The sequence below is a fragment of the Armatimonadota bacterium genome, assembly GCA_013314775.1.
GTDB lineage: Bacteria > Armatimonadota > Zipacnadia > Zipacnadales > JABUFB01 > JABUFB01.
Map to the genome: position 1 here is coordinate 235,520 of JABUFB010000001.1, position 20,646 is coordinate 256,165.

The window sequence follows — 20,646 nt, forward strand, 5'->3', positions numbered from 1 at the left end:
GCGATCCCAGGTACCGGCTCTCCTACCTGAGAAGTCCCTCGCGCTCCCAGTCATACTCAAAGTCTGCGCTCTCCATCCCGTCGTTCGTGGCCGCGATCACGAAGCCGTCTCCCCTGTGATGCGCCAACACGACCCACGTGAATCCCGGGCTGTCCGACGTGACCCTCAGATCACCCGGCACCCGGAATTCGCCCGACGCCCTGTGGTCCACCACAATTTCCACGGTCTCATTCGCGCCCACGTCCTCCTCGACGCCCGACCCGCTTACATGCCCGAACACCAGGCCGTGCCGGTCGCGTTGAGCCCCCTCGCAGGCGTTGTCCACCGCCACCACGGACCCGTCCGTGGCCAGTTCGATCGTCCCCAACAGAACGCTCCTCCCAGGACCCGGAGGCGCAAGTTGGGCGACGAAGGTCACGCTCCCATCCGGAGCAGACCCCTCCCCCGCCACCGCATACACGTAATTGACCGCGCCGTTCGTGAGCCCAGCGATCCCCGCGGATGTCCCGGTTCCACACCAGCACCCGCCGATGAGTCCCGTGCCCTCCGTGACCGTCCTGGTCTCCTCAATCATCCACCCTGCATGCACCCCGTCCCCCAGCAGGTGTCGCACCATCTCGCCAAGCGCCCGGTCAAGCGTATCCGCCAGGCGGTTGTGATGCCACGGTTCCACAAGGTCGTCCGTCTGCACATCCGTCGCCAGTCCGTAATTGGGCGTCGTTCCCGCCATACTCTTCCGCCTCCATCGCCTGCCGGAATCGGCTTCTCATCTCGCCGCGTAGCTGGTCGCCGAATACCGCCCGCGCCCGTACAACGCGGCGCGGTGTACCTCGCCCGTCCCATCAGCACGAACCAGAAAACTCCCATTCCCGGAACCCGTCACCTCGCGCCGCACATCTCGGTTCACCGCGACACTCGCCCCTCGTTGTCCGGGTCGCACAAGCCGCTCGATCTCCTGTCTCAAGAGCTTGATCGCCCACATGCTATGCCCCATCCCCCAGCCAGCGCGCTTTCACCTGCGTCGTCGCAACCTTGCCCGAGTCCTTCCGCACCCGGTGAGTCACTTGCTCCACCCGATACTTCTGGTCAACCGCGCCCACCGTCTCCGCACCTTTGACCCGGATCACCTGCCCAACTCGGACCCCCGGCTCCAGCGGCATCGTCACCACAACATGTTCCGGCCGGGCTGACCGCTCCCGGAACAGTTCCTGGGCCAGCCGGTTCACCTCGGCTTGTGTGGTATACGTCTCCAACGCCGCGACCTCCATCTTCCGCCAGCCGACATACACCTGCGCCTGCGCGTCAAACAGCGACGCCGGCTCGTAGATCACCGACCGCACCGGCCGGCCGTCCGGCCCAACTCCCAGCACCGCCACGTAGTTCGCAAAGTCCCCCTGGAACAGGCTTTCCCGCGGCCGCTCGATCGACAGCACGGCGCCGGGAGCATCAGGCTCGGGTGCCAGCTCGGCCCGGGTGTACAGCTCCCACCGCACTTCACTCCCGCAGGCGCCGGTCAGCGAACCGTCATGTTCCGTCAGGTTCTCCGCTGTCCGCGCATTGCGGCAGTGACGACACGCCTTCATCAGCACGCCGTCCTCCCGGAAGAACACCGCGGCCCGGTAGTCGAACGCAGCCACTTCATCCAGGAACTCCGCCCACGTGCGCCCCGGTTCGGCCTGCCAAAGGGGCCGCTCAAAGCTCCCCGTGCTCAGCACCGTCCCCGTGTCTTCGAGCTCTCGCATCGCCTCGGGAATCCCGCACCGATCAAGCACCCACGCGAACACGTCCTTTACCGCCCAGCCGTCGAACACCGGTGCCCGGCCGTCGCACTTCTCGTCCCGCAGTCGTACCATCGGATCGATGATCGCCGCCAGCATCCGGCTCTTCGGTCCCGCAAGCACCGCGGGCTCCGGCTCAACCAGGTACCCGTCCGCCACTGCCTCATACTCAGCCGTCCCGTCAGCCATCAGCCAGCCCAGTTCCAGCGACGCCCGCCGGTACTCCCCCGCATTCGCATGCTGCCCTAGCGAGTTATCCAGCTCAAGCGTGAACGCCGTCGCCCGGCCGTCATTACCTGACTCGCCCCACACCCTCTCGACATCCGCGCTGATGTCCGTCCATGCCGCCGCCCCGCTGTCAATGACCTCCGGGAATTGCCCGATCTGCACGCTGTACAGCTCCGGCGATACCGCCGTCTCGAACGCAGGCTCCGCAACCTGGTGCACATGCGGCGACATCGTGCATCGCCAGGCCCGTTCCGTTGCCCTTAGGTCCCCCCTCAGCGCCGTACTGTCCACTGCGGTCACTCCGGCCGAAACATTCCCATACCCATCTCGCACGGGCTGTGACCGGGCGTTCAGGATCAACTCCCCCGCACACGCCTCAGTGTCATACCCTGCCTCGATCGGCTCGCTGTCGATCTGAACCGCCGCCATTTTTATCGGGAGCACCGAGAACGCCCACTGTCCTGCGTTGTGCCACAGCCCCAGGTGCCCCGCGCCCACCGAAACTTGCTCTGGCCCGGTCGGACAAACCCACAGGTCTTCGCTGAACCCATCCGTGGAAACAACCAGCCTCCCTCTCCACACCCCAATCCAGATCAGCAGCCGACCATCCGGTCCGTACCCCTCCAGCCGGCCAAACCGCGCTCCTCTGCCGGCGTTCGCTACACGTTCCCACACTCCGCCCTGGCGCCGCTTCACAATCGGGCTCCCGCCGTACGGTAGCACCACCGACAACTCATGCGCGGACCCCAGCCCAAGTTCGATCGTGGTGCCTGGCGGATCGCCTCCCCAGTCGTGGTCAGGCCGCGGGGCCGTCCGGTACAGCGACACGCACACCACGGGGTTCGGCGGCAGCGTGAAACGGCTCACCGCACCCGTGCGCTCTCCCTGCCTGCCGTCGTACTGGTACAGCCGCACCTCCTCGCCCATCCCCAGACCAGTGAGCGGTAACCAGCTCCCTCCCCTGAGGTCGAAATGCTCCGTCCCCAACGCCTGGGTGGTATCCAGGAACGGGCGACAGATCACGCAGTTCAGGTCGGGGTGCTCCAGCACCATCGCCGTCGGCACAGGCGAAGCGTCACCCAACCCAGCCCCAATACCCAGTTCCGCCGGGCTAATCCGGCTGCAGACCACCGCCCCAACTCGCCACAGATCCGCGACCACATCGTACCGCCCGAACCCGTCGTACCGCTGAATGAAGCGCTGGCCCGGCTCATAAAGCCGCGCGCGCGCTATCGGATGCTTGCGCTCAGACATGCCCACTCTCCCGCGCCCATTCTCGCTGTGCCGGCGCATCGTCCCTCAGATGGCGCTTTCTTCCGTCCACGTTTCGCCGTCGTCACAAGAGCAGTAAAACACTACGTGCGGCCATCGCGGGATACCCACGAGCAGCGGCGACCCTTGTCCCACCAGTTTCACCAACGCCGCCCTCTGGTCGCACGCAACAGGCGCGACGCTCTTCTCCTCCGAGCCGTCCCCGTACTCCAGCCAGGTCTCATTCGCCAGGTTCAGCCGTCGGATCACGTACTCCCCGCCTCGGATTCCCACCACGTACACAATCCCGTTGTGCTCAACCGCGCTCGGGTGCGCAAGCAGCGCCTCCGCCATCTCTCAAGCCTCCCCGGAACGCCAGTCATCCCTCGACACACTCACACGGATCTGGGAGTCGCCCCTCTGCATCGCAAGCACCAGCCCCCCAGCGCCGTCCTTGGCCAGTGCGGGCTCGTCGCAGATCCCCTCCTTGGTCACCTGCGTTCCGCCGTCCCAGTTCCCGGCCATCCCCATCCTGCGGTGTACTCGGATATTGCCCTCGTCGCAGTAGGCCGCGAAGATCTGGCCAAATCGGTCCTGCGCAAGACACGGGTTCCCCCACAGCCGATCAGCCTGCACCGCAGTCGGGACCGATCGCCTCGGACCCACATCAAGCCCCGCCGCATCCGCCAGGAAAGGCACATCGGCAACCAGCGTGAACCTGCACCCAGGCGCGCTCGCTGGCGAGACCAGCCGGACGTCCCGCACTCCCGTATACAGTCCCACGCCGCGATACGGCGCCGCAGCCGTCTCCGCCTTCAGCTTCGGCACGAGACTCACCCGCACCGCATCGCCCAACGGCACTTCCTCACACGGTCCGCGGCTTCCCGCCGGGATCGTCACCCGCCGCGTCTCCCAGGTACCGTCACCAAGCTCGCAGTCCACATCCACGGTGAACGTCAACGGTGCCACGTATCCGGGCTCAAACACCGCCTTCAGTTGCGCCAGCCCAAGTTCCCGGCCGATCTCGGGCAGCCCCTCGAAATAGCCCATCCCGTGCCCCGCCGTGAACATCGGCGTTCCGTCACCGTCGAACCTCCCGAAACCTTTACCGTCCCCAAACCGGTCCACGTGTCGAGCTATCCACCGGGGAGCATTCGTCGGCTGAGCGGGTCCCCTCTGCCAGAGAAAGTCATCGGTTTCGTCGTAGATATCGGGCCGCCAGTGGTACCGCACCATTCTCGCTGACACCAGGTCCCTGGCCGGCACCAACACCCGTAGCATTCGCCGCCCGGTCCCACCCACCGTTGGCGTCCGAAAGAACGTCCGGCAGTCCATCGCCCTTGCATCGCCGAATACAGCGGCGCACTGTTCGCAGTACCCCTGTTCAGCCACTCCTGTTCCCGGATCACGGTGCGCAGGTCCGCCGCAATACGGGCACAGAAGGCCCGTTACGCTGGTCACATCGCACTGCCCGTCCCTGGGCCCGCACCGGGTCTCCCCAAACACCATCGGCTCCCCGAATTCCAGCCCCATCCGCGCCGCCTCCGGGTGCTCCTCGTCAATCGCCGCATCCCCGTGGGCAACCACATTCCCGTGGACCTTGCCGCCCAGGAGCATCTTGGCTTCCGGGTAATAACCCGTCGCCCGATACAGCCCTGGCGCCGTTTCCCAATTCTCGAACGGTTGTGTCCCCAGCACCAACCCCGTCGCGATGATCCCCTCTGGCTCTACCAGCGCATACTCCCGCACCACCGGTCCGCCGTACACAAGTTCCTCCAGGTTCTCCACATACCGGAACTTCGGCAGCGTTCCCTCGGTCTCCCAGCCCCCGTAACTCGCCTCCACTGTCCCGAATCGTTCCTGCGTCTCCGGGTCCTCGACCCAGATGCTCCCCGGCACCCAGGGGAAGTTCTTGTGCCCGAAATCTCCCTTACGCCATGCCTCGGGCCGGTACTCCTCGAGCCACGACGAGTACATGCGCGCACCCAGCACCACGTCCGAATAAGGAGCGCCCAGCACCGGCACGCTGCCCCAGGTTTCATCGTGGATAACCAACTCGCCGCCAAATCCACTCGGTGGCAACTCCGCCCACCAGAAACCGCCCTCATCCGTGGTCGCCACAGTCCCCACGATCGTGCACGTCTCCAGATCCAGCACCTTGATAGCCATTCCCACCGCCGGGACCCCCGGCCTCAGGTACACTCGCCCCGCGTAGACGAGGTCCTCGAGCGGGTACTCCTCAAGCGTCCCCATCACAACCGTGCTCGTAAGCCCCGGTTCAAGCGTCACGACCTTCCGCGCACACCCAAACGTGCTGTCCCACGTGCCCCAATCGGTCCGCCGGAACTGAACCACCGAATGCTCGCATGCCGGCAGCCCGCTGATAGTCACCTCGCCGGATGGAGGGATTTCATACGCCTGCCCCGCATCATCCATCGTCCCCACCAGCACCCACGCCCCCGGAGTGCCCACGATCCGCAGGCTCGAACTCAGCAGGTCAATCACTGCCCACCGGCCTTCGCTCGCAACCGCCTTCACACCCCGATGTACCGCGTACGTCACCTGCGCAGTCCGCTCCGGCGCCGTGTATACTGTCTCGGGGCAGTCGTCACGCCGGTCACCCTGTCGCTGGTAGATCGCTCCGTGCCCTTTCGGTGCGATGAACTCCCACTCGCCGTTCTCGTCCGTCTCGATAGGCGTCCGCACCACCGGCCCCTCAACCCATGTCTCGAGTTCCTCGGAGTAGACCAGCTCGTTGTACTCCTGGCTGTCCCAGAACAGGACGCGTCCGTCACTCTCCGTTGCCAGTTCGGTCTCTAGGCTCACCTGGGCCCCCTGAATCGGAGCCCCGTTCTCCAGGACGCGTCCCTGCAGCCGGTAGCCCATCACGAACGTCTCCGCGAAGGGTGCCGCGCGAAACTCGGTCCCCTGCACTCGCACGCCCCAGTACCCGTCATCCACCAGCACCGCATACCGCTCAACCGGCAGGCCGCGCCACATCTCTTGCACCAGCCATACCCGCACTCCGGCCAGCGCCACGTCGGGCCCTCGCGCCTTGAACACCTGACCGCTGATGGTCCCGTCCGTAACTTCAAACGCGAACGAGCCATCCTCGTCCGCCTGCGTCCCTGCCACCACTGTCCCACTCGCCGCTCCCAGCCCCACCGCGTCCTGTAGCTTGAATCGACAGATCATCCGCCCACCTCCAGGTGCCGGCGGTGCAGCCGCTCATCTACCGCGCCAGTTCCAGCCGCATCTCGCGCACTTGGTCCCTGCTAACACCGAACTCCACCGCATCCACTGCCTCCATGCACTCCTCGGCACAGTGCCCGACGGGCCTCTTGCGCACACTCAACGCGCCCTCGCTCTCATCGAGCAGCGCTCCCTCGGCATGCGCATCTGCCCCCGTCCGTCCAACTCGCCTGCCCGGCACAATTTCATCGCCACGCCTCAACCGGTCTCGTGCCTTCGGTGCCGTCTCCGCCGTGTCCCGTCGCCACATCCACCCATACCCGGGCCGGCCCGGATGCGCGATGCCCCCGGGACGACCAGTCACCGCGCGCCCAGTCTCCGGTCCTGGTTCCCCCCGCGGTCCAGCCCATTCTCCAGCTTGCCCGGCCTCCTGTGCTCGGGCCTCGGACAGAACGCCCCCCCGCTCTGTCACTTCCTCATCGCTCTGTGCCCACTTCGGCCTGCAAGCCCTCCCCTCGCCGTGCCTCACCCGGGCCGGCCGACCCAATCTCCGCGCTTGTCGCAGCACGCTCCTGTGGCTCCGCAATCCCCGCATTGCTATCTCGATGCCGTCTCTTCCGCGCCACCCCGGCCACACAGTCGCTTCCGCGTCATCTCGCTCTCGAGCGACATGCCCCACCGTGCCCTCGCCCGCGCAGAACAAAGCCCCGTGCAAGGGTCCCTCCCACCGCACGGGGCATCTCTCTACTCTGCCCTGCCTCACGTCAGCCCTTTGCCATCCCCGCTCGCCGGCCATAGCTCCACCCGCCACCACGGCCACATCTCCAGAGCCTCGATTCCCGGTCTCATCCCCGCCGCGTCCACCAACCGCTGGTCACAACGCCCCAACGCAACCAGCCTTACTGCGAGGCACGAAAGCGCCCGAACCGCCCTCGGCCCCAGCACCCGTTCCAGTGCCGCCTGACTTGCGAAATCCGTCCCCTCGCGCACCCGGGGCACATCCGCTGGCCCATCGTCAGCACTCACCAGCCCAACTGGGCTTATCCCCGCGGTCCCACGCAGGTTCGCCAGCGCCCTCACTTTTTTTTCGCGTCATCCAGTGCTTGCCTTCCCGCGCGATCACGCAGGTTCACTTTCGCCAGGCATTCCTCGATCCACTCACCAATTTCAGGGCTCAGCTCGGACAGGAACACCTCTCTCTCGCACGGCTCAAGCGTCCCCGCCTCCCGGACTCTCACCCGGCCGTCCTCACCGCGCTCCGGCAGTGCGAAATCCACCAGGCACCGCTCTAGCTCATAGAGTCGCATCGCCCACAGATCATACTGTCTCCGAACGCTCAGCACCCGCGCGTGGTCGTCCAGTTCATACTCCTCAACCGTCCCCACGCTCTCGCGCTCCAGGCTCTCCCGGTACGTCAACGGGCGCACCACGACCCACGCCTCGCAGTCATCCCCGGGGTATTCGAAGCGCACCGCTTTGCCGGGCTGGGCGACGTGTGTCACCCATTGGCATCGCTCAGCTTCGCCCGCGATAACGCCGCCGTCCCCCTCACTCACGCAAGCACCACCGGGGGCGTCACCCCATCTGCGCTTCCCAGCGCTACGAAACTCACTTCCTCCACGATCCTCCGTGCATGGGATCCCGGCAGCCCCAGGTCCGATCCCGAATACAGAACCCGTGGCAGATGGATCGTCGCCACAGTCACGTCGCGCTCCAGCGTGAGCACCAGCGCGGCCTCCTGCCCCGACACGAAGTCCCCATACACCCCGGCATCCACGAAGTCCCGCGACAGGCTCCCGGTGCACCGCAACCCCGCCAGGTTATATAGTTGCGTCGGGTTGCCGGTCTCTCCCAGCCGCAAGCCCTCCGCCGGATCCTCCAGCATCGTGTTGATCTCGATCCGGATAGCCTCGCAGTTCACATCCTCGGCCACCGCCTGGCCGCCCACCGAAAGCTCAACCTTTGCTTCTCGGAACAGGTACGGTGCGGACAGAGGCATCACCGGATTGGCCGTTCCACCCCTCTCCATCTTCAGGCCCGCGACTTCCAGTGTGCACGTCACCGGCTCGCCTTTCACCAGGTCGAATACCGCCTTGGCCACCTTCAGATCCGTCAGCTTCTTGACCTCATGTACGCAGTCGATCAGCGCCGACGCCCACTTGCCCTGGTTGTCCGCGTCTCGGTCCTGGATCCAGGCGAACAGTTGGCTCACGCTGCCCGGGATCACTGGAAAACGCAGCCTGCCCTCAGCCCACTCTCCTGCCGAATAGTAGCTGGTCTGGTAGTCCTTCCCGTCGGCCGTGTCCAGCATCACATAGTTCTTCTTCCACTCAACCGTGTCCACCGGGGTATCGCTGTCCCCCATCAGCGGCAGCCAGGTGCTCGGAGCCTGGTACACACCTTTCTGCGCTTGCAGTCCGAAACCGAATGCCCCGTCCATCGAAAGGGCCACCGACATTCGCACACCCTCTTTCTTGCGATCCAGGCATAACCGCCTGACATTCTCGTGCTCACTCTGCGACCTACGCCCGGCCTTCCCCCAATGGGAGACTGGCACTCGAACTCAAGCCCCGTCCCAGTTCGATGCCTGCACCCGATGCGCCGTCGCCCGCGGTCGTCTATGAACCCCGCACAGGCATCCATCCTGCGACCGCACGCAGTTGCTTCGGGGTGCCGGTCCCCGGTGTCTGCCTTCATCGTCCCTCATCGTCGTCCGTCGTCGGCCCTTGCCCTCTGTGGTGCGCGGGCCCGTGCCGGGTGATCGCTATCAGTCACCCACCCGTCCTTGCCGTTCAGCCCCGCAGGGGCGCTGGCTCTTTGCCACCAGCGTGAGCTGGTGGCCCGTGCGGTCCGCAGTTGCCTTTCCCCCTCGTCCTGAGCAGCCTCACCGCGAAGGAGAGGGGGGCAGGGGGGAGAGGCAGCCTCTTCCACTCACCCCGCCGCATCTGCCGCCGGCTCCTGCGCCCGCAGCCCCACCATATCCAGCCGCACCACCCGCAGCCCCGATAACCGCTCGTCCACTGCCGCTTGCTCTCGCGGGGCGTAGTCAACCCCAACCACCTGCGAGTACCAGCAGGTACCCGCCAGGTAGGGGTCGCGCATCAGCAGGCTAAACAGCCGCCCGACTTCCTCGAGCAGCCGTAATTCCGCTTCCTCACCCTCGCGCTCTTGTCTGACGTAGTACACGCTGCTGTGGTACTCCTGGCTGTACGAGCGGTTTGTGCCCCCCATCACTGGCTGCTCAAGTCGCGTCGGGGCAACGACAACACACGGGAACCCTACCGTGCCGGGCTGTGGGGCCAGTTCGGGCTTCCCGCGACCCACCCACGCCAATTCAGGCACAATATCGCTGAGCAGAACCACCCGAGCGCCGGCATCCACCGCATAGTCCCCGGTTACGCTGCTGTCCAGCATCACCTGCGTCCGCCCGCCTAAGCCGGCGACGGTGCGAATCTCTCCGGCCTGCCGGTCATCCTCCACCCGCACACTGTCGCCCACTCGCAGGATCTTGTTGCTCCCTACTTCGAGCACATTGCCACCGCTCACATCCGCACTCAACCTCACCGCACCTCGGCAAAGGTCGCAGATGGCCCCGAGTATCTCTGCATGATGGTGCATGCCCGGCATCGCTCACTTGCCTCCCCGCTCTGTCCACACGCTATTCATATCCGCCATCCATCCCTGCATCTGCCGATCGTCGTCTGTCGTACGCGGGCTCGTGCCGACCAACCCGCTTGCGGTCACGTTGCCGACCGTCCGCGGTTGCTCCCGGCTCCGGTGCCGGCCCTCTGCCGTCAGCGTGAGCTGGCGGTGTTGCTACCCCTCTCGCGCCCTCAGATCCAGCCTCACATGATGTCCTTTGCCCGCTTCGTCTCGCACCCCACACACCTCGTACACGCTCACCACGTACACCGGCTCGCCTGCCGTGTGCCCGGTCGTCATCGGCCCATCCACCGCAGCTTCATCCCCATCGCAACTCACCACCAGGCGCAGCTCCGAGTCCACACCCGCTCCCAACTCCACACGCAACCCCGCAACGAGACCCGCTTCATCGGACACCCGGAACACCCTCGAACCCGCCGCAACATCCTCTGCCAATTCAAGCCGCACCACCCGCTCCACCAGCAGGTCACCCGCGCGCACATCCGCAGGCTCCAGGTACGCCACATGCGTCGCCTTCTCAGCCTGACCGATCACCGTCTCGCCGTACTCCGAACTCACGGGCTGTAGCGTGCACGGAACGTCCTCAGTCACCAGCACATACCGGGGTCTGCGTGGGCTGCCAAGCGTCGACACATCCACCTGCGGCCGACGTACGCTCACCACATCGCGCAGCAGTGTCAGGAAGCTACCGTCTCCCATTCTGTGGGCCTGCCTTTCCGGACTCGCGAAAAGGGGCTCTCAACCCGCGTCCGCGAGCCCAAGAGCCCCTTGGTCCGTGTCTGACTTCTCGTCTGTCTTCCAGCCGTCCTCAGATCGCCGCCAGCCGCAACTTCCGGTAAGAGCGCGCTGCGCTCCGGGCATCCGTCACCCAGCGCTCGATCACCCCGGCATGTTCCCCACCCGATCCGTAGTCCACTGCATAGTCCCCGATCTGCAGCCGCTCAACAGACCCCCGGTCACCCGCGCACTCGCTCAGGATTTGCGCCGCAACCAGCCGCGCCTGGGCCATCCGGATCTCCTGCGGGGCCCCGTTGTAGCCCCAGTCCGCGGTGACCTCAACATTCGCCAGACCCTCCGGGAACTCGCCCGACCTCAGCCGGATCACCGCCTCCGGGTAGTACACAACGTACTCTTCGGTGCTCAGCTTGCGCCCGCCCACCACCACCGAATGAACCGCCAGCAGGGGCGAGACACCCAGCGGTCCCAGCATGAGCCGACCCTCGCCCTGGCCGTCACACATGACCACTTCGTCCGAATGAAGCAGAAAATCCCTGCCGGCCTCCGCATCGATCGCCGCCATGCTCACAGGCATCAGCCCGCGGACCCTCAACTCCAGCGCGTCACTGTCACCAATTGCCGATACGTCATGCCCCGCCAGCAATCGAAACACATCATCCACCGTGCAGTACCACTCGAACAGCCCGGTCACGAACACTCCCTCTGCACTCATCCTGCCGACCACACCCCCTGGCTGTTGCGAGCCTGCACCCGCCAGAAATACACCTTGTTGCTCGCCAGTTCCACTGCCGACAGCGTCACCCGCGTCGCATCGGACTCCACCACGCCGCTGTCCCACACATCCGCAAGGCCCGCCGCCAGCTTATCCCGGCTCGTCGCCACCAGCACCCGGTATGCCGTCTGCGGATACCCACTCGGGTCCGCATACTCCCAGGACAGCTCCGGCGCCGGGTCCAGCACCGCAATCGGGTTTGTCTCTCCCTCGACTTTCAGACTGCCAACCACAGGCGGCGGAATCGCCGTTGCACGGCGCACTCTCCACGCATACACGCGCGGCGTCTCGGCCCCCGCGTCATGCCGGCTCAACACGAACCGCAGCCGTATCGCGTCCATCGTCAGGCTGGACAGCAGCACCCCGCCCCACCTCACCTGCGCATTCACGCTGTCCCCCAGCGCATCACAATCCGCCGCCGAGAACCCCGGCAGGACCTCCTCCGTCTCCGCATCCACCACCTCGACCCGCACCGATCCCGCCCCCTGGGTCGAGTTCAGCCGCAGCGTCCCCCAGCCACCCACGGGCCGTTCCAGGATTGGCGTCTCGAAGAAACCACTCGTCGCCGTTGCCTGAAGCTCGTACCATGCCTCTCCATCCAGCCGCACCCATCCGAAGTTCACGAAGTCCCCGGCCCCGTAGTAGTACACGCGCCGGTCGCCAAGCTGGAAGGGCCGACCGGGCCCTAGTCGTGTCGGTTCTCCCGGCAACTGACCTTGCGGGAGCCACTCACTGTGCGAAGCGAAGGTTTGGAAATGAATCCCGTCCTCGCTCACATAGCAGTACACACCCGACGTCGCCGCGGTCGCGGTGTCGCTGTAAAGACCGATGCAGTCCGACTGCCCCAACACCGCCACATCGCACGAATGAACCAGCGGAGCCGGCAACGGCGACACCATGTTCCCGTGCGGAAGCGGCCTCATGCTCCGCAGGTCGCCGCCCTGGATGCCGATCAAAGGGCGCATATCCAGCGCGTAGTTGTACGATCGGTGGTTGATCGACTTCCCCCGAGCATACCCCACGAATCGCCGGCTCTCATCGGTCGCGTACGGGTTGTCAGTGATCCGCCACCCGGCATCGCGGTTGGCCCATGCGCTCGAAGCGTTCCCGTCCGGCAGAACCGGCTCGGCTCCCCCGATGATCGGAGAAATCGGATTCCCCCGCCAGAAATGCTCCTCGCGGGAAAAGCTCCAGCGGTCCTCGGCCCCGGTCAGCAGGTACGCCATGAAATGATCCGGGTGCGATGTCTGCCCGATGTACACCAGTGACCACAGCCCGTCGCCACCCTGCAGCACCGCCGTTGGATACGAAGAGGACACCGGCCCGTCCCCCTCCGGAGCCGGACGCAGGTCATCCTGAGCCATGAACGGATTGGACTTACCCGCGGGCGGGACCTCGTCCACCCACTTGATCCGCCCCGTCACCGCATCCCAACTGCCCACAACGTACCCCAGACGCGCCACTCCATCCGGACCCGTGCCCGTCAACAGCGCGGTGATCTCCTGCCTGGACTCGTCGTAGCATACGGGGATCGGCCACGAGCCCACCGTCTCACGCCACGTCCCCGCCTTGCACAAGTCAGCCTTCGCCGCCGCAGGGGCCTGGCACTTCGTCGGCCGCGTCTTCTGCCGCGCGACGCCGCTGCTGCGCCACACCTTCGTGCTCTGCCCGTTGCCCGCAACCACCATGAAGTTGTCCGCGAAATCCGGTCCATCCCCGGCCGGACCCCTCCGCAGCCGCTGGTAAGTGGTCGGCCCATCCAGCTCAACACGCTCCAGAAGCACACGGCAGGACAGCGTATTGTCCTCATGCACCGACGGCTTCCCGTAGCACGCGCCCCAGTCCAGCGTGGAGTGATTCGCCCCATCCATGTACACCGTCCGCCCACGGTCATACCGCAGCATGTTCGGAACCAGGTTCTCAGCGCTGTTGGCTCCCACGAATTGCCACTCAAGCTCCGTGAAGAGCCGCGAGTCACCGTGGAACTCCCACAGCCACGCATCCGTGCTCATGTCTTCCATCCGCGTCCCGTACGACGTGGACCCGTATGACCGGCACCCCTGGATCCTGGCCCGGAAATCCACCACCGCAATACTGCCGGCTGCGGGAACCGCTGGCAGCGCGCTCTCTAGCGTGATCACCCGCGTCGTCGCGTCATACGAGGCCACCTTGAGCCGCCGTCCGCCGCAGTTGGAGCCCAGGAACGTGATCATCGCACCGGCCCAGTAATTCGTCCCATACTCAGCCCCGAGATCCGTCTTGAACTGGGTCGTCGTGTTCCCCGCGTCAGCCACCACCGTGAGCCGTCGCCCACTGCCCCACTGGTCGAACACATTGTCTGCACCGGTCGGGTAGTGAACATAGTCGACAGGTCCGATACGCACCACCCGACCCATCGGTGTGTCGGCCATCGGAATGTGCAGTCGCTGCCGGTACGTGCACGGAGGGTTCATCACCCGTGCGTCGAACACCGGCGTTCCAGCAAAATACGCACCCACCCGCCGGCTCTGGGTGTATCCCGCCAACACCCGCAGATCAGCGTATGTCGCCTCGTTGATGTCCTGCAGGTAAGCCGCCCTGCCCGCATCCACGTTTAGCGGCCAAGGGACGCTCAGCGGCACGCGGTCATCCTCGCTCAGATCGTGCCGCGGCATCCCCAGCAGGAAACTCAGCCGTCCCTGGTGCCTGGCCCCGTCGTCCACAAGACAGTATCTGTCCTGCGCCCCGGGCGCATAGAACGTCCCGTCTCCCGCCGCAATCTGGGCGTCATACTGCCCGTCGAAATGCGCATACAGGGTCATTGTTCCCGGCCCGTCCTCCGGCCGGATCCGTCCTCGTGCACCCATCGCATACAGAGCAGTCACCTGCTCCGAAGTCACAACATCATCCCAGATCGCCAGCGAGTTCAACGCGTGCGCTCCATACGAGATCACTCCCGCTGGAGCACCCACCGCAATCCGCGTCGGCGTTCCCACCGGCGCATTCGCATTGGTCACCGGAGTTCCCGTCAGTTGGCCGTTGTAATAGACCCTCATCACGCCGGCTCCGGGTGTCGTGAAGTCCCACGTGTAGACCAGGTGTTCCCACTCATACACGCTCGTGACGTTGGTAAGCGATACATCCTTCACGCTTCCCTGCGAGCACACCCGGAACGTCCGGCCCCGGAACTGGCGCATGTAGTTGGACCCATCGATCTCAATTCGCCAATAGATCGAATCGTCCACATGCGTGATCACGGGCCACTGCCACACGGCCAGCGTGCCCTTCGACCCGGCTCCGATGTTGACATTACCCGCCGCTTGGTAGAAGCACTCGGCTCCCCTTGGGTCGATCCACAAGAACTGTCTGCGTGGCAATGAATACCCACCTTTCCACTCTCTGGCCCCGCCGATCGCCTGCTGTCGTCCGCCGTCCGCCTCGGCCTGCGTCCTTGCACTGGCAACCGGCATCCAGCTCCCAGCCTTACCGGGAGCTGGATGCCTGTGCCCAAAGCATTATTCGCCCTTGACCACCACTGCGACATACCCTCCCGCCCGCCGCCCAACCTCTCAAGGGCGTCAGCCCTTCGCCACCCCCGCGAGCTTGCGGCCCTTGCCGGCCCGGTCTCTCTCACTCGCCGTCTGCCTTCGCCTTCCAGCCTCGCAGGGGCGTCAGCCCTTTGCCGCCGGCGTGACCCTCGCCTACGCGCTCTTGCCGACGTTCACTGCCAGCACTACGGCATCGTCTTCCTCGAACTCCACCGCGATCCGTGTCGTGATCGCGTAGATGTTCACACCCCGCAGAATGTCCCGGTCCTTGTCCACCCGCACCTCGCGATGGATGCCGAACACCAGGTTGTCCTTGGATGTCAGGAAGCCATAGGACAAGCCGCTTCCCACGTAACCGTTGATCCCCGCCAGGTCCGTCGGGATCGTGGGCACCGAAACCACCGGAATACCCATGTACCTCGGCGCCTGGGCGCTCTGGAGCGCGCTGTCACCGCCCGCGGTGGGCCGGTCCGCGAAGCTGTCGTGCCAATCCTGCACACATGCCGGGGCCAGGTAGAACCGCAGGTCCCCGTGGTTCCGCTTGTACTTGTCCGGGAGAGCCTTGTACATCGCGGCCAGCACGCTCTTGTCCACCGTCGCGCCCTCGACATCCACCTCATGCCCGTCGCCGGCCAGAACCCGCCATCCGTCGAGTCCCTGCAGGAAAGCATCCTGGGACGACGTGTCGCCCTGGATCGCAAGCTCCTCCAAGTCCGTCGCCGTCTGCTTCGCCATCGCCGAAATCAGCGTGTTCTCAAGGTCGCTGCCCTCGATGCTGTCCTCCAGCGCCTCGAAGGTGATCTCGAAAGGCGTGATGATGTCCGTAGCCGTCAGAGTGACCTTGGCGAATGCCGGTTCGCTGAGAGCCTCCGGAGCAACCCCCTCGGACTTCAGCCGGCTCACCCGGCCGGTCGTGGCGATCTTGTCCAGTTCCACCACCGGAGACCGCATCTTCACCACGCGCGCCTCTCGCAGCATCACCGACTGGTCAGTCACAAGCTCAATGAACCGCTCCGACTGCCCCGTGGTCAGCAGGCCGCCGCCCGCCAGATCCGTCGTGTCAACAGCCTTCTGCAACAGTTCCTCCGTACCCAAATCAGAGTACCCCCTTCCACAGATTCACTGCCTCCCGGCAGCCCCGATCCTGCAACTCCAGGCTGCGACGGCAGCCCGGGTCCGGCTCAGCCTCACAACCATCCCCACCCGGCGCCTCGTCCCCACAATCCAGTTCCTTGGAGACGGTGTCCAGCTCCTCTGCCACCCGCGCCAGCTCGCACTCCAGTTCTCCGAACCCCTCGCTACGTTCCCTTGGCGTTTCCCTCTCTGCCCCTGGCGTTGTGTGGCCTGCATTGGCGGGATCCGACTTCCACAGCGCTCTGCACACTCGCAACAATGCCCTGGCGAGTCCTCGTAGTCCGGCTGCCGAACTGTCCCCGCACAAGCCTTCCGCCGCCTTCGCCATCACTGTCAGGTAAGTGTCGGCATTTGCCGCGTGCCCCGCCCGGCACAGTGCAACATGGTCGAGAACCACCTCCTCAATCACCCGCACCTCTCGTCCCAGCACGGGGTCCATCTCCCGCCGCGCCTTGGTGACCTTGCCGCCCACGCTGAGCTGATACTTTCTCCCCTCAGCGATCCGGCGGCACAAAACCCTCGCTGCGTCCGTATCCGCATACAGCCGCCCTTGGACCACGAACTGCCCGTCTACCACGCGGCATTTCTCCACGAGCCCGAGTTCCTGCAGCGCCCCCGCCTTATGATCCGGCAGCAAGTCCAAAGGCACGCACTCAGCCATCATCTCGATGGCCCTTGCACTCATTCGGTCGCTCTGCCGATCCAGACTCCTCGACGACGCTACGCCCTCAAACCAGAGCTCGCCCTCATCTTCCCACGTCTTCTCCAGGGACGCTTGGAACTCGAACGCCCCTGCTCCCGCCGGGCCTGCCACCCGACCACCTCCCTCTTTGCCTTGGTCGCCTCGATCGCCTTGGTCGCGTAGGCCGGGCGTCTTGCTCGCCGCCCTTCGCTGGGGTCCGGTACCTACCTCTCATCCTGACCTTCCGGCCTGCGCCTTCCTCTAATCCTCGCCCTTGATCGGCGCCAGGCCCTGCCTTGCCCGGATTTCATTCACATCCCAAGCACCGATCTCCGCATATACCCGGGCGATCTCCGCCTGGTCTCGCTCTTCGTCCAGATCCATCTCCACGAACCGGAACTCCCAGCCGGACACCCCCAGGTCCTTCGCCAGCATCCGGTTGATCCGACGCTCAATCCGCCGCTGTTCAGGCCGAACCACCTGTTCCCGGAATGTCTTATCCTGATCCCTGCTGTTTGCCAGGTTCGCGTTCTCGACCACCGTGATCTTGCTCGGCGGTACCCGGTGCGCCATCATGATCTCGTCCCGGTTCGCCTTCCGATATGCGAGAAACGCCGCATCATCCTGATTCCCCACAGTGAGCGGCTCGATCCGCACCTTCACATCATGCCCTGGCACATCCAGCACCAGCGTCTTGTGACCTTTACCCCGGATTTCGTTCTCCATGAAATGCTGAATCTGCCGCATGAGATCGTCTGTCAGCTGCCCGCCCTCGACGATAATCGCCATCCGCGGCACCGCATTGTGCTCGAAGAAGTCCAGGTTGTACTCCTTGGCCGCACGGTCTCCTGCCGCCGCCCCGATCGCCGCCACAATGTCCGGCACTCCGTAGTGGCTCGATGCCGGAGACGGCTTCCTGAAGTGCAGAATCTCGGTGAGGCCGTCCGTCGGCACCCGCACTCCGTACGAATACGCGTGGAACCACTGCATACGCCCATCTATCACCTGCGCCAGCCTCTCCCGGTCAGGCGACACTCGCACCGTTGTCGCAGGCACCCGGTACAGCCCGTCTATCACGCCTCGCGAATCCCGCGTGATCTCGATGTAACCGTTCCCCACGCTCTCCAGGTCCAGGCAGACTCCGTGGATCACGTCCATGAAACCGGTCGCGCCCCGCGGGCCTTCCAGCAGCCGCATTGCGACCTCTCGGCCCTGCTCCGTCCCACTCTCATCAGTCCGCACCAGCCGGTATCCCAATCCCGCGATGCTCCCGGCCTTGGCATCCACGCACGCTTTGTTCACCGCATTGGTCTCGTACAAGTCCGCCAGGATATCCAGATCGTACGGCGGCTCCACGACCCAGCCTTGGTCGTACAGCGGGCTCCAGCTCGGATCAGCCACTACCCGCGACGTCCCTGCCTTCGCGCCGTCCCCGACCACGTAGGCCTTCGCCAGCACCTCTTCCACGTTCTCAACCTCCCATATCCACAACTGTCACCGCGCCCGCCGCCCTTCGCCTCGTTCGCTGCGATCGCACAGGCCGAGCCTCTTGCCTTTGCCGTCCGCCTTCGCCTTCCAGCCCCGCAGGGGCGCTACCCCTTTGCCACCAGCGTGAGCTGTCACACCACCTCAGCCCGGATTCCCGCCATCCCCTGCCAACCCAGCAGGGCCTCCGACACCGCCCCTGCGACCGCGTCCGTCACATCCTTCGATCCCCGCGGCGGGTGGTCGATCCTTCCACCCCGCACCACCTCGAGGCTCGCCGCCTCTGACAGGAACGGCTCGTACGCGTACACAACCAATCTTCCTTCCATCGCCAGCGCTTTCAGGGTCTCATACGCTTCCGGTGTCCTGTCAACCGACACGAGTTTCGTCCGCAGGCCCTTGCGCGCCAGAATCTGCCGGCTGTCCGCGCTCTGCCAACCGTCGTAGCTCACCTGCGCGATCGGAAAACCCCGTCCCCGCAATGCCAATACCAACTCCCGGGGCCGCGAGATATCCACTTCCGCCCCGGACTCTGGCGCAAGCCGCAGCATCAGCTCAACGACCACCGTGGGCGAACTCATATCCCCCGGTGTCGCTGTGCACCTGGCCATCGCAATCCCGCACGCATCCCGCTTCAGACCCAGGTCCACATGCACGTACCGTTGTCCAGGCTCCGTCGGCACGAACCATTCCGCAAGCCTGCCCTGGGAATCGAAGGGATGCGCGAGCTCCGCCGACACTGCCTCCTCCAGCACCCGGCTGTCCGCGAAGAACGGTTGCAACGCCGTCGAGGGCACCGCACCCAGGTCCCGCAGGGCTCGGTGGGGGTTCAACTCGAAATCCCGCCGGTAAGACTCCGGCACCATAAGCCCTGCGTGCTCGAAGAACCCCTCAGTCTCACTCGCCACTGGACGAACTTCCCAAACCGGCCGGTGCGAGGTGAAAACCTCACCATCATCCATCGCCGATCTCAGCCGCCGGTCGAAGAAATCCCCCGCTGTCCGGGGCGATGAGATCATCATCAGCAAACCGCGGCCCGCGAACCTGCTCGCAATCCTGTGGCGTAGCGCGTAGTACAGCTCCTCCACCTGTTCCCGTCCTTCCCCGACATTCGCCGGGAACCACGCTGCCTCATCGATCACTGCCCCAAACACGTTGTAACCCGTCGCGAACGTTGCCGACGAGTTGCCCGATGCCAGGAGGATGCCTTTCGGGAACTGCATCTCTGTCGCCGTCATCCTCATCCCGGCCGCGTATTCACTGAACCACGGCGACCCCTTCACCAGGCGCCCCACCTGGCCATAGACGATGTCCCGCGAATGCCGCGCTGTCGGTGCCGCTATCACAAAGCTCACTGCCGCACCGTCCGCCAGCCCCAGCGTCTTCTGTGGATTCCTCAGACACAGCACGCTGTGGATCATGTAGCAGAGCCCAATGGATGCCAGGTACGACTTCCCCGACCCGATCCCCCAGCACACCACCGCTTCCCTGTACGCCCCTCGCATCAGCTCCTCGAGGGTCCTGATAACCTCCGGAAATACCTGCCCCTCAAGCCCCAGGTACTGCGGATCGCACACAAACCGCCTCACCGGAACCCGCGCAAGCTCTGTCTGCCTCTTGTCCACCAGCCACGGCTGCCTTCGGATCATATCCCACTCTTGCAGTTCGCCTCCGCGCACCGACATATCGGCGCGCAACCCTCCGCACATTGTAAGTCCGCCAATCATCACCATGCCGTTCTGACAGCATTCCGTACCTAAGCATACGACCGCATACTAATGCCCATCAAAACCTCGAATCTCCCGATATTTCGAAGGATCGTGTCTCATCATTATCCAACCGATATGATTTTCTTATACACTTATCATCATACTCTGAACCCAGCTTTCATCTCCTCCATCACTTCCCCTTGCTTCCCCGCGCAGGCCGACCGTCCCGATCGGCTGCTGTTCGCCTCAAAACCGCGCAGCCGCACCGTCCCGGTCGGCTGCCGTTCGCCTCAAAACCGCGCAGCCTGACCGTCCCGATCGGCGCCGTCTGCCGTTCAGCCCCGAAGGGGCGTCAGTCTCTTGCCACCAGCGTAAGCTGGTGGATTCAGGCCCCCTTCGAAACTATAAGAGCCCCCGAAGGGGGCGGCAGATGCGCCCGGTCCTCCTCGATCGCCTGGAGGCCGGAGTTTCATCCCAGCGCCATTTC

16 protein-coding genes are annotated in these 20,646 nt (G+C 65.0%); all 16 read right to left on the bottom strand.

Annotated elements, in window-relative coordinates:
* Positions 1–22: 22 nt before the first annotated feature.
* A complete protein-coding gene (locus HPY44_00915) occupies positions 23–730 on the bottom strand; it encodes a hypothetical protein (GenBank protein NSW54546.1) in 708 nt (235 codons plus the stop codon).
* Between the two features lie 253 nt (positions 731–983).
* On the bottom strand, positions 984–3,260 hold the full coding sequence (locus HPY44_00920; protein ID NSW54547.1) for a hypothetical protein: 2,277 nt from the start codon (positions 3,258–3,260) through the stop codon (positions 984–986).
* A gap of 45 nt (positions 3,261–3,305) precedes the next feature.
* Positions 3,306–3,611: a hypothetical protein gene (locus tag HPY44_00925; protein NSW54548.1), complete on the bottom strand. Its 306-nt coding sequence runs from the start codon at positions 3,609–3,611 to the stop codon at positions 3,306–3,308.
* A 3-nt stretch (positions 3,612–3,614) separates the two neighbouring features.
* On the bottom strand, positions 3,615–6,452 hold the full coding sequence (locus tag HPY44_00930) for a hypothetical protein (GenBank protein NSW54549.1): 2,838 nt from the start codon (positions 6,450–6,452) through the stop codon (positions 3,615–3,617).
* Positions 6,453–6,489: 37 nt separating this feature from the next.
* On the bottom strand, positions 6,490–6,711 hold the full coding sequence (locus tag HPY44_00935) for a hypothetical protein (protein NSW54550.1): 222 nt from the start codon (positions 6,709–6,711) through the stop codon (positions 6,490–6,492).
* A gap of 497 nt (positions 6,712–7,208) precedes the next feature.
* Entirely contained in the window at positions 7,209–7,529 is a 321-nt protein-coding gene (locus HPY44_00940; protein NSW54551.1) for a hypothetical protein, read from the bottom strand.
* On the bottom strand, positions 7,526–8,005 hold the full coding sequence (locus HPY44_00945; GenBank protein ID NSW54552.1) for a hypothetical protein: 480 nt from the start codon (positions 8,003–8,005) through the stop codon (positions 7,526–7,528). Before HPY44_00945 ends, HPY44_00940 begins: the two co-directional genes overlap by 4 nt.
* Complete coding sequence (locus tag HPY44_00950; protein NSW54553.1) at positions 8,002–8,907, bottom strand: hypothetical protein; 906 nt, start codon at positions 8,905–8,907, stop codon at positions 8,002–8,004. Before HPY44_00950 ends, HPY44_00945 begins: the two co-directional genes overlap by 4 nt.
* A 473-nt stretch (positions 8,908–9,380) precedes the next feature.
* The gene (locus HPY44_00955; protein ID NSW54554.1) at positions 9,381–10,076 is read right to left on the bottom strand and encodes a hypothetical protein; all 696 of its coding nucleotides are present in this window, start codon (positions 10,074–10,076) and stop codon (positions 9,381–9,383) included.
* Positions 10,077–10,265: 189 nt separating this feature from the next.
* A complete protein-coding gene (locus HPY44_00960; GenBank protein NSW54555.1) occupies positions 10,266–10,811 on the bottom strand; it encodes a hypothetical protein in 546 nt (181 codons plus the stop codon).
* A gap of 109 nt (positions 10,812–10,920) precedes the next feature.
* Positions 10,921–11,562, bottom strand: coding sequence for a hypothetical protein (locus HPY44_00965; GenBank protein NSW54556.1), 642 nt, complete (start codon positions 11,560–11,562; stop codon positions 10,921–10,923).
* Positions 11,559–14,978, bottom strand: a complete 3,420-nt coding sequence (locus HPY44_00970) for a hypothetical protein (GenBank protein NSW54557.1) — start codon at positions 14,976–14,978, stop codon at positions 11,559–11,561. The genes HPY44_00965 and HPY44_00970 overlap by 4 nt, the downstream gene beginning before the upstream one ends.
* Positions 14,979–15,302: 324 nt before the next feature.
* Positions 15,303–16,226 carry a phage major capsid protein gene (locus HPY44_00975; GenBank protein ID NSW54558.1) on the bottom strand — a complete coding sequence of 308 codons (924 nt, stop codon included), beginning with the start codon at positions 16,224–16,226 and terminating at the stop codon, positions 15,303–15,305.
* Between the two features lie 19 nt (positions 16,227–16,245).
* Positions 16,246–17,097: a hypothetical protein gene (locus HPY44_00980; protein ID NSW54559.1), complete on the bottom strand. Its 852-nt coding sequence runs from the start codon at positions 17,095–17,097 to the stop codon at positions 16,246–16,248.
* A 129-nt stretch (positions 17,098–17,226) separates the two neighbouring features.
* Complete coding sequence (locus HPY44_00985) at positions 17,227–18,432, bottom strand: phage portal protein (protein NSW54560.1); 1,206 nt, start codon at positions 18,430–18,432, stop codon at positions 17,227–17,229.
* Between the two features lie 152 nt (positions 18,433–18,584).
* Positions 18,585–20,135, bottom strand: coding sequence for a hypothetical protein (locus HPY44_00990; protein ID NSW54561.1), 1,551 nt, complete (start codon positions 20,133–20,135; stop codon positions 18,585–18,587).
* Between the last annotated feature and the right edge of the window lie 511 nt (positions 20,136–20,646).

What these genes read in the sequence shown, in the direction of transcription:
- HPY44_00960 (NSW54555.1), bottom strand. Translation starts at nt 10,811, where the DNA reads ATGGGAGACGGTAGCTTCCTGACACTGCTGCGCGATGTGGTGAGCGTA.
- HPY44_00930 (NSW54549.1), bottom strand. Translation starts at nt 6,452, where the DNA reads ATGATCTGTCGATTCAAGCTACAGGACGCGGTGGGGCTGGGAGCGGCG.
- HPY44_00925 (NSW54548.1), bottom strand. Translation starts at nt 3,611, where the DNA reads ATGGCGGAGGCGCTGCTTGCGCACCCGAGCGCGGTTGAGCACAACGGG.
- HPY44_00920 (NSW54547.1), bottom strand. Translation starts at nt 3,260, where the DNA reads ATGTCTGAGCGCAAGCATCCGATAGCGCGCGCGCGGCTTTATGAGCCG.
- HPY44_00955 (NSW54554.1), bottom strand. Translation starts at nt 10,076, where the DNA reads ATGCCGGGCATGCACCATCATGCAGAGATACTCGGGGCCATCTGCGAC.
- HPY44_00915 (NSW54546.1), bottom strand. Translation starts at nt 730, where the DNA reads ATGGCGGGAACGACGCCCAATTACGGACTGGCGACGGATGTGCAGACG.
- HPY44_00990 (NSW54561.1), bottom strand. Translation starts at nt 20,135, where the DNA reads ATGTCGGTGCGCGGAGGCGAACTGCAAGAGTGGGATATGATCCGAAGG.
- HPY44_00965 (NSW54556.1), bottom strand. Translation starts at nt 11,562, where the DNA reads ATGAGTGCAGAGGGAGTGTTCGTGACCGGGCTGTTCGAGTGGTACTGC.
- HPY44_00950 (NSW54553.1), bottom strand. Translation starts at nt 8,907, where the DNA reads ATGTCGGTGGCCCTTTCGATGGACGGGGCATTCGGTTTCGGACTGCAA.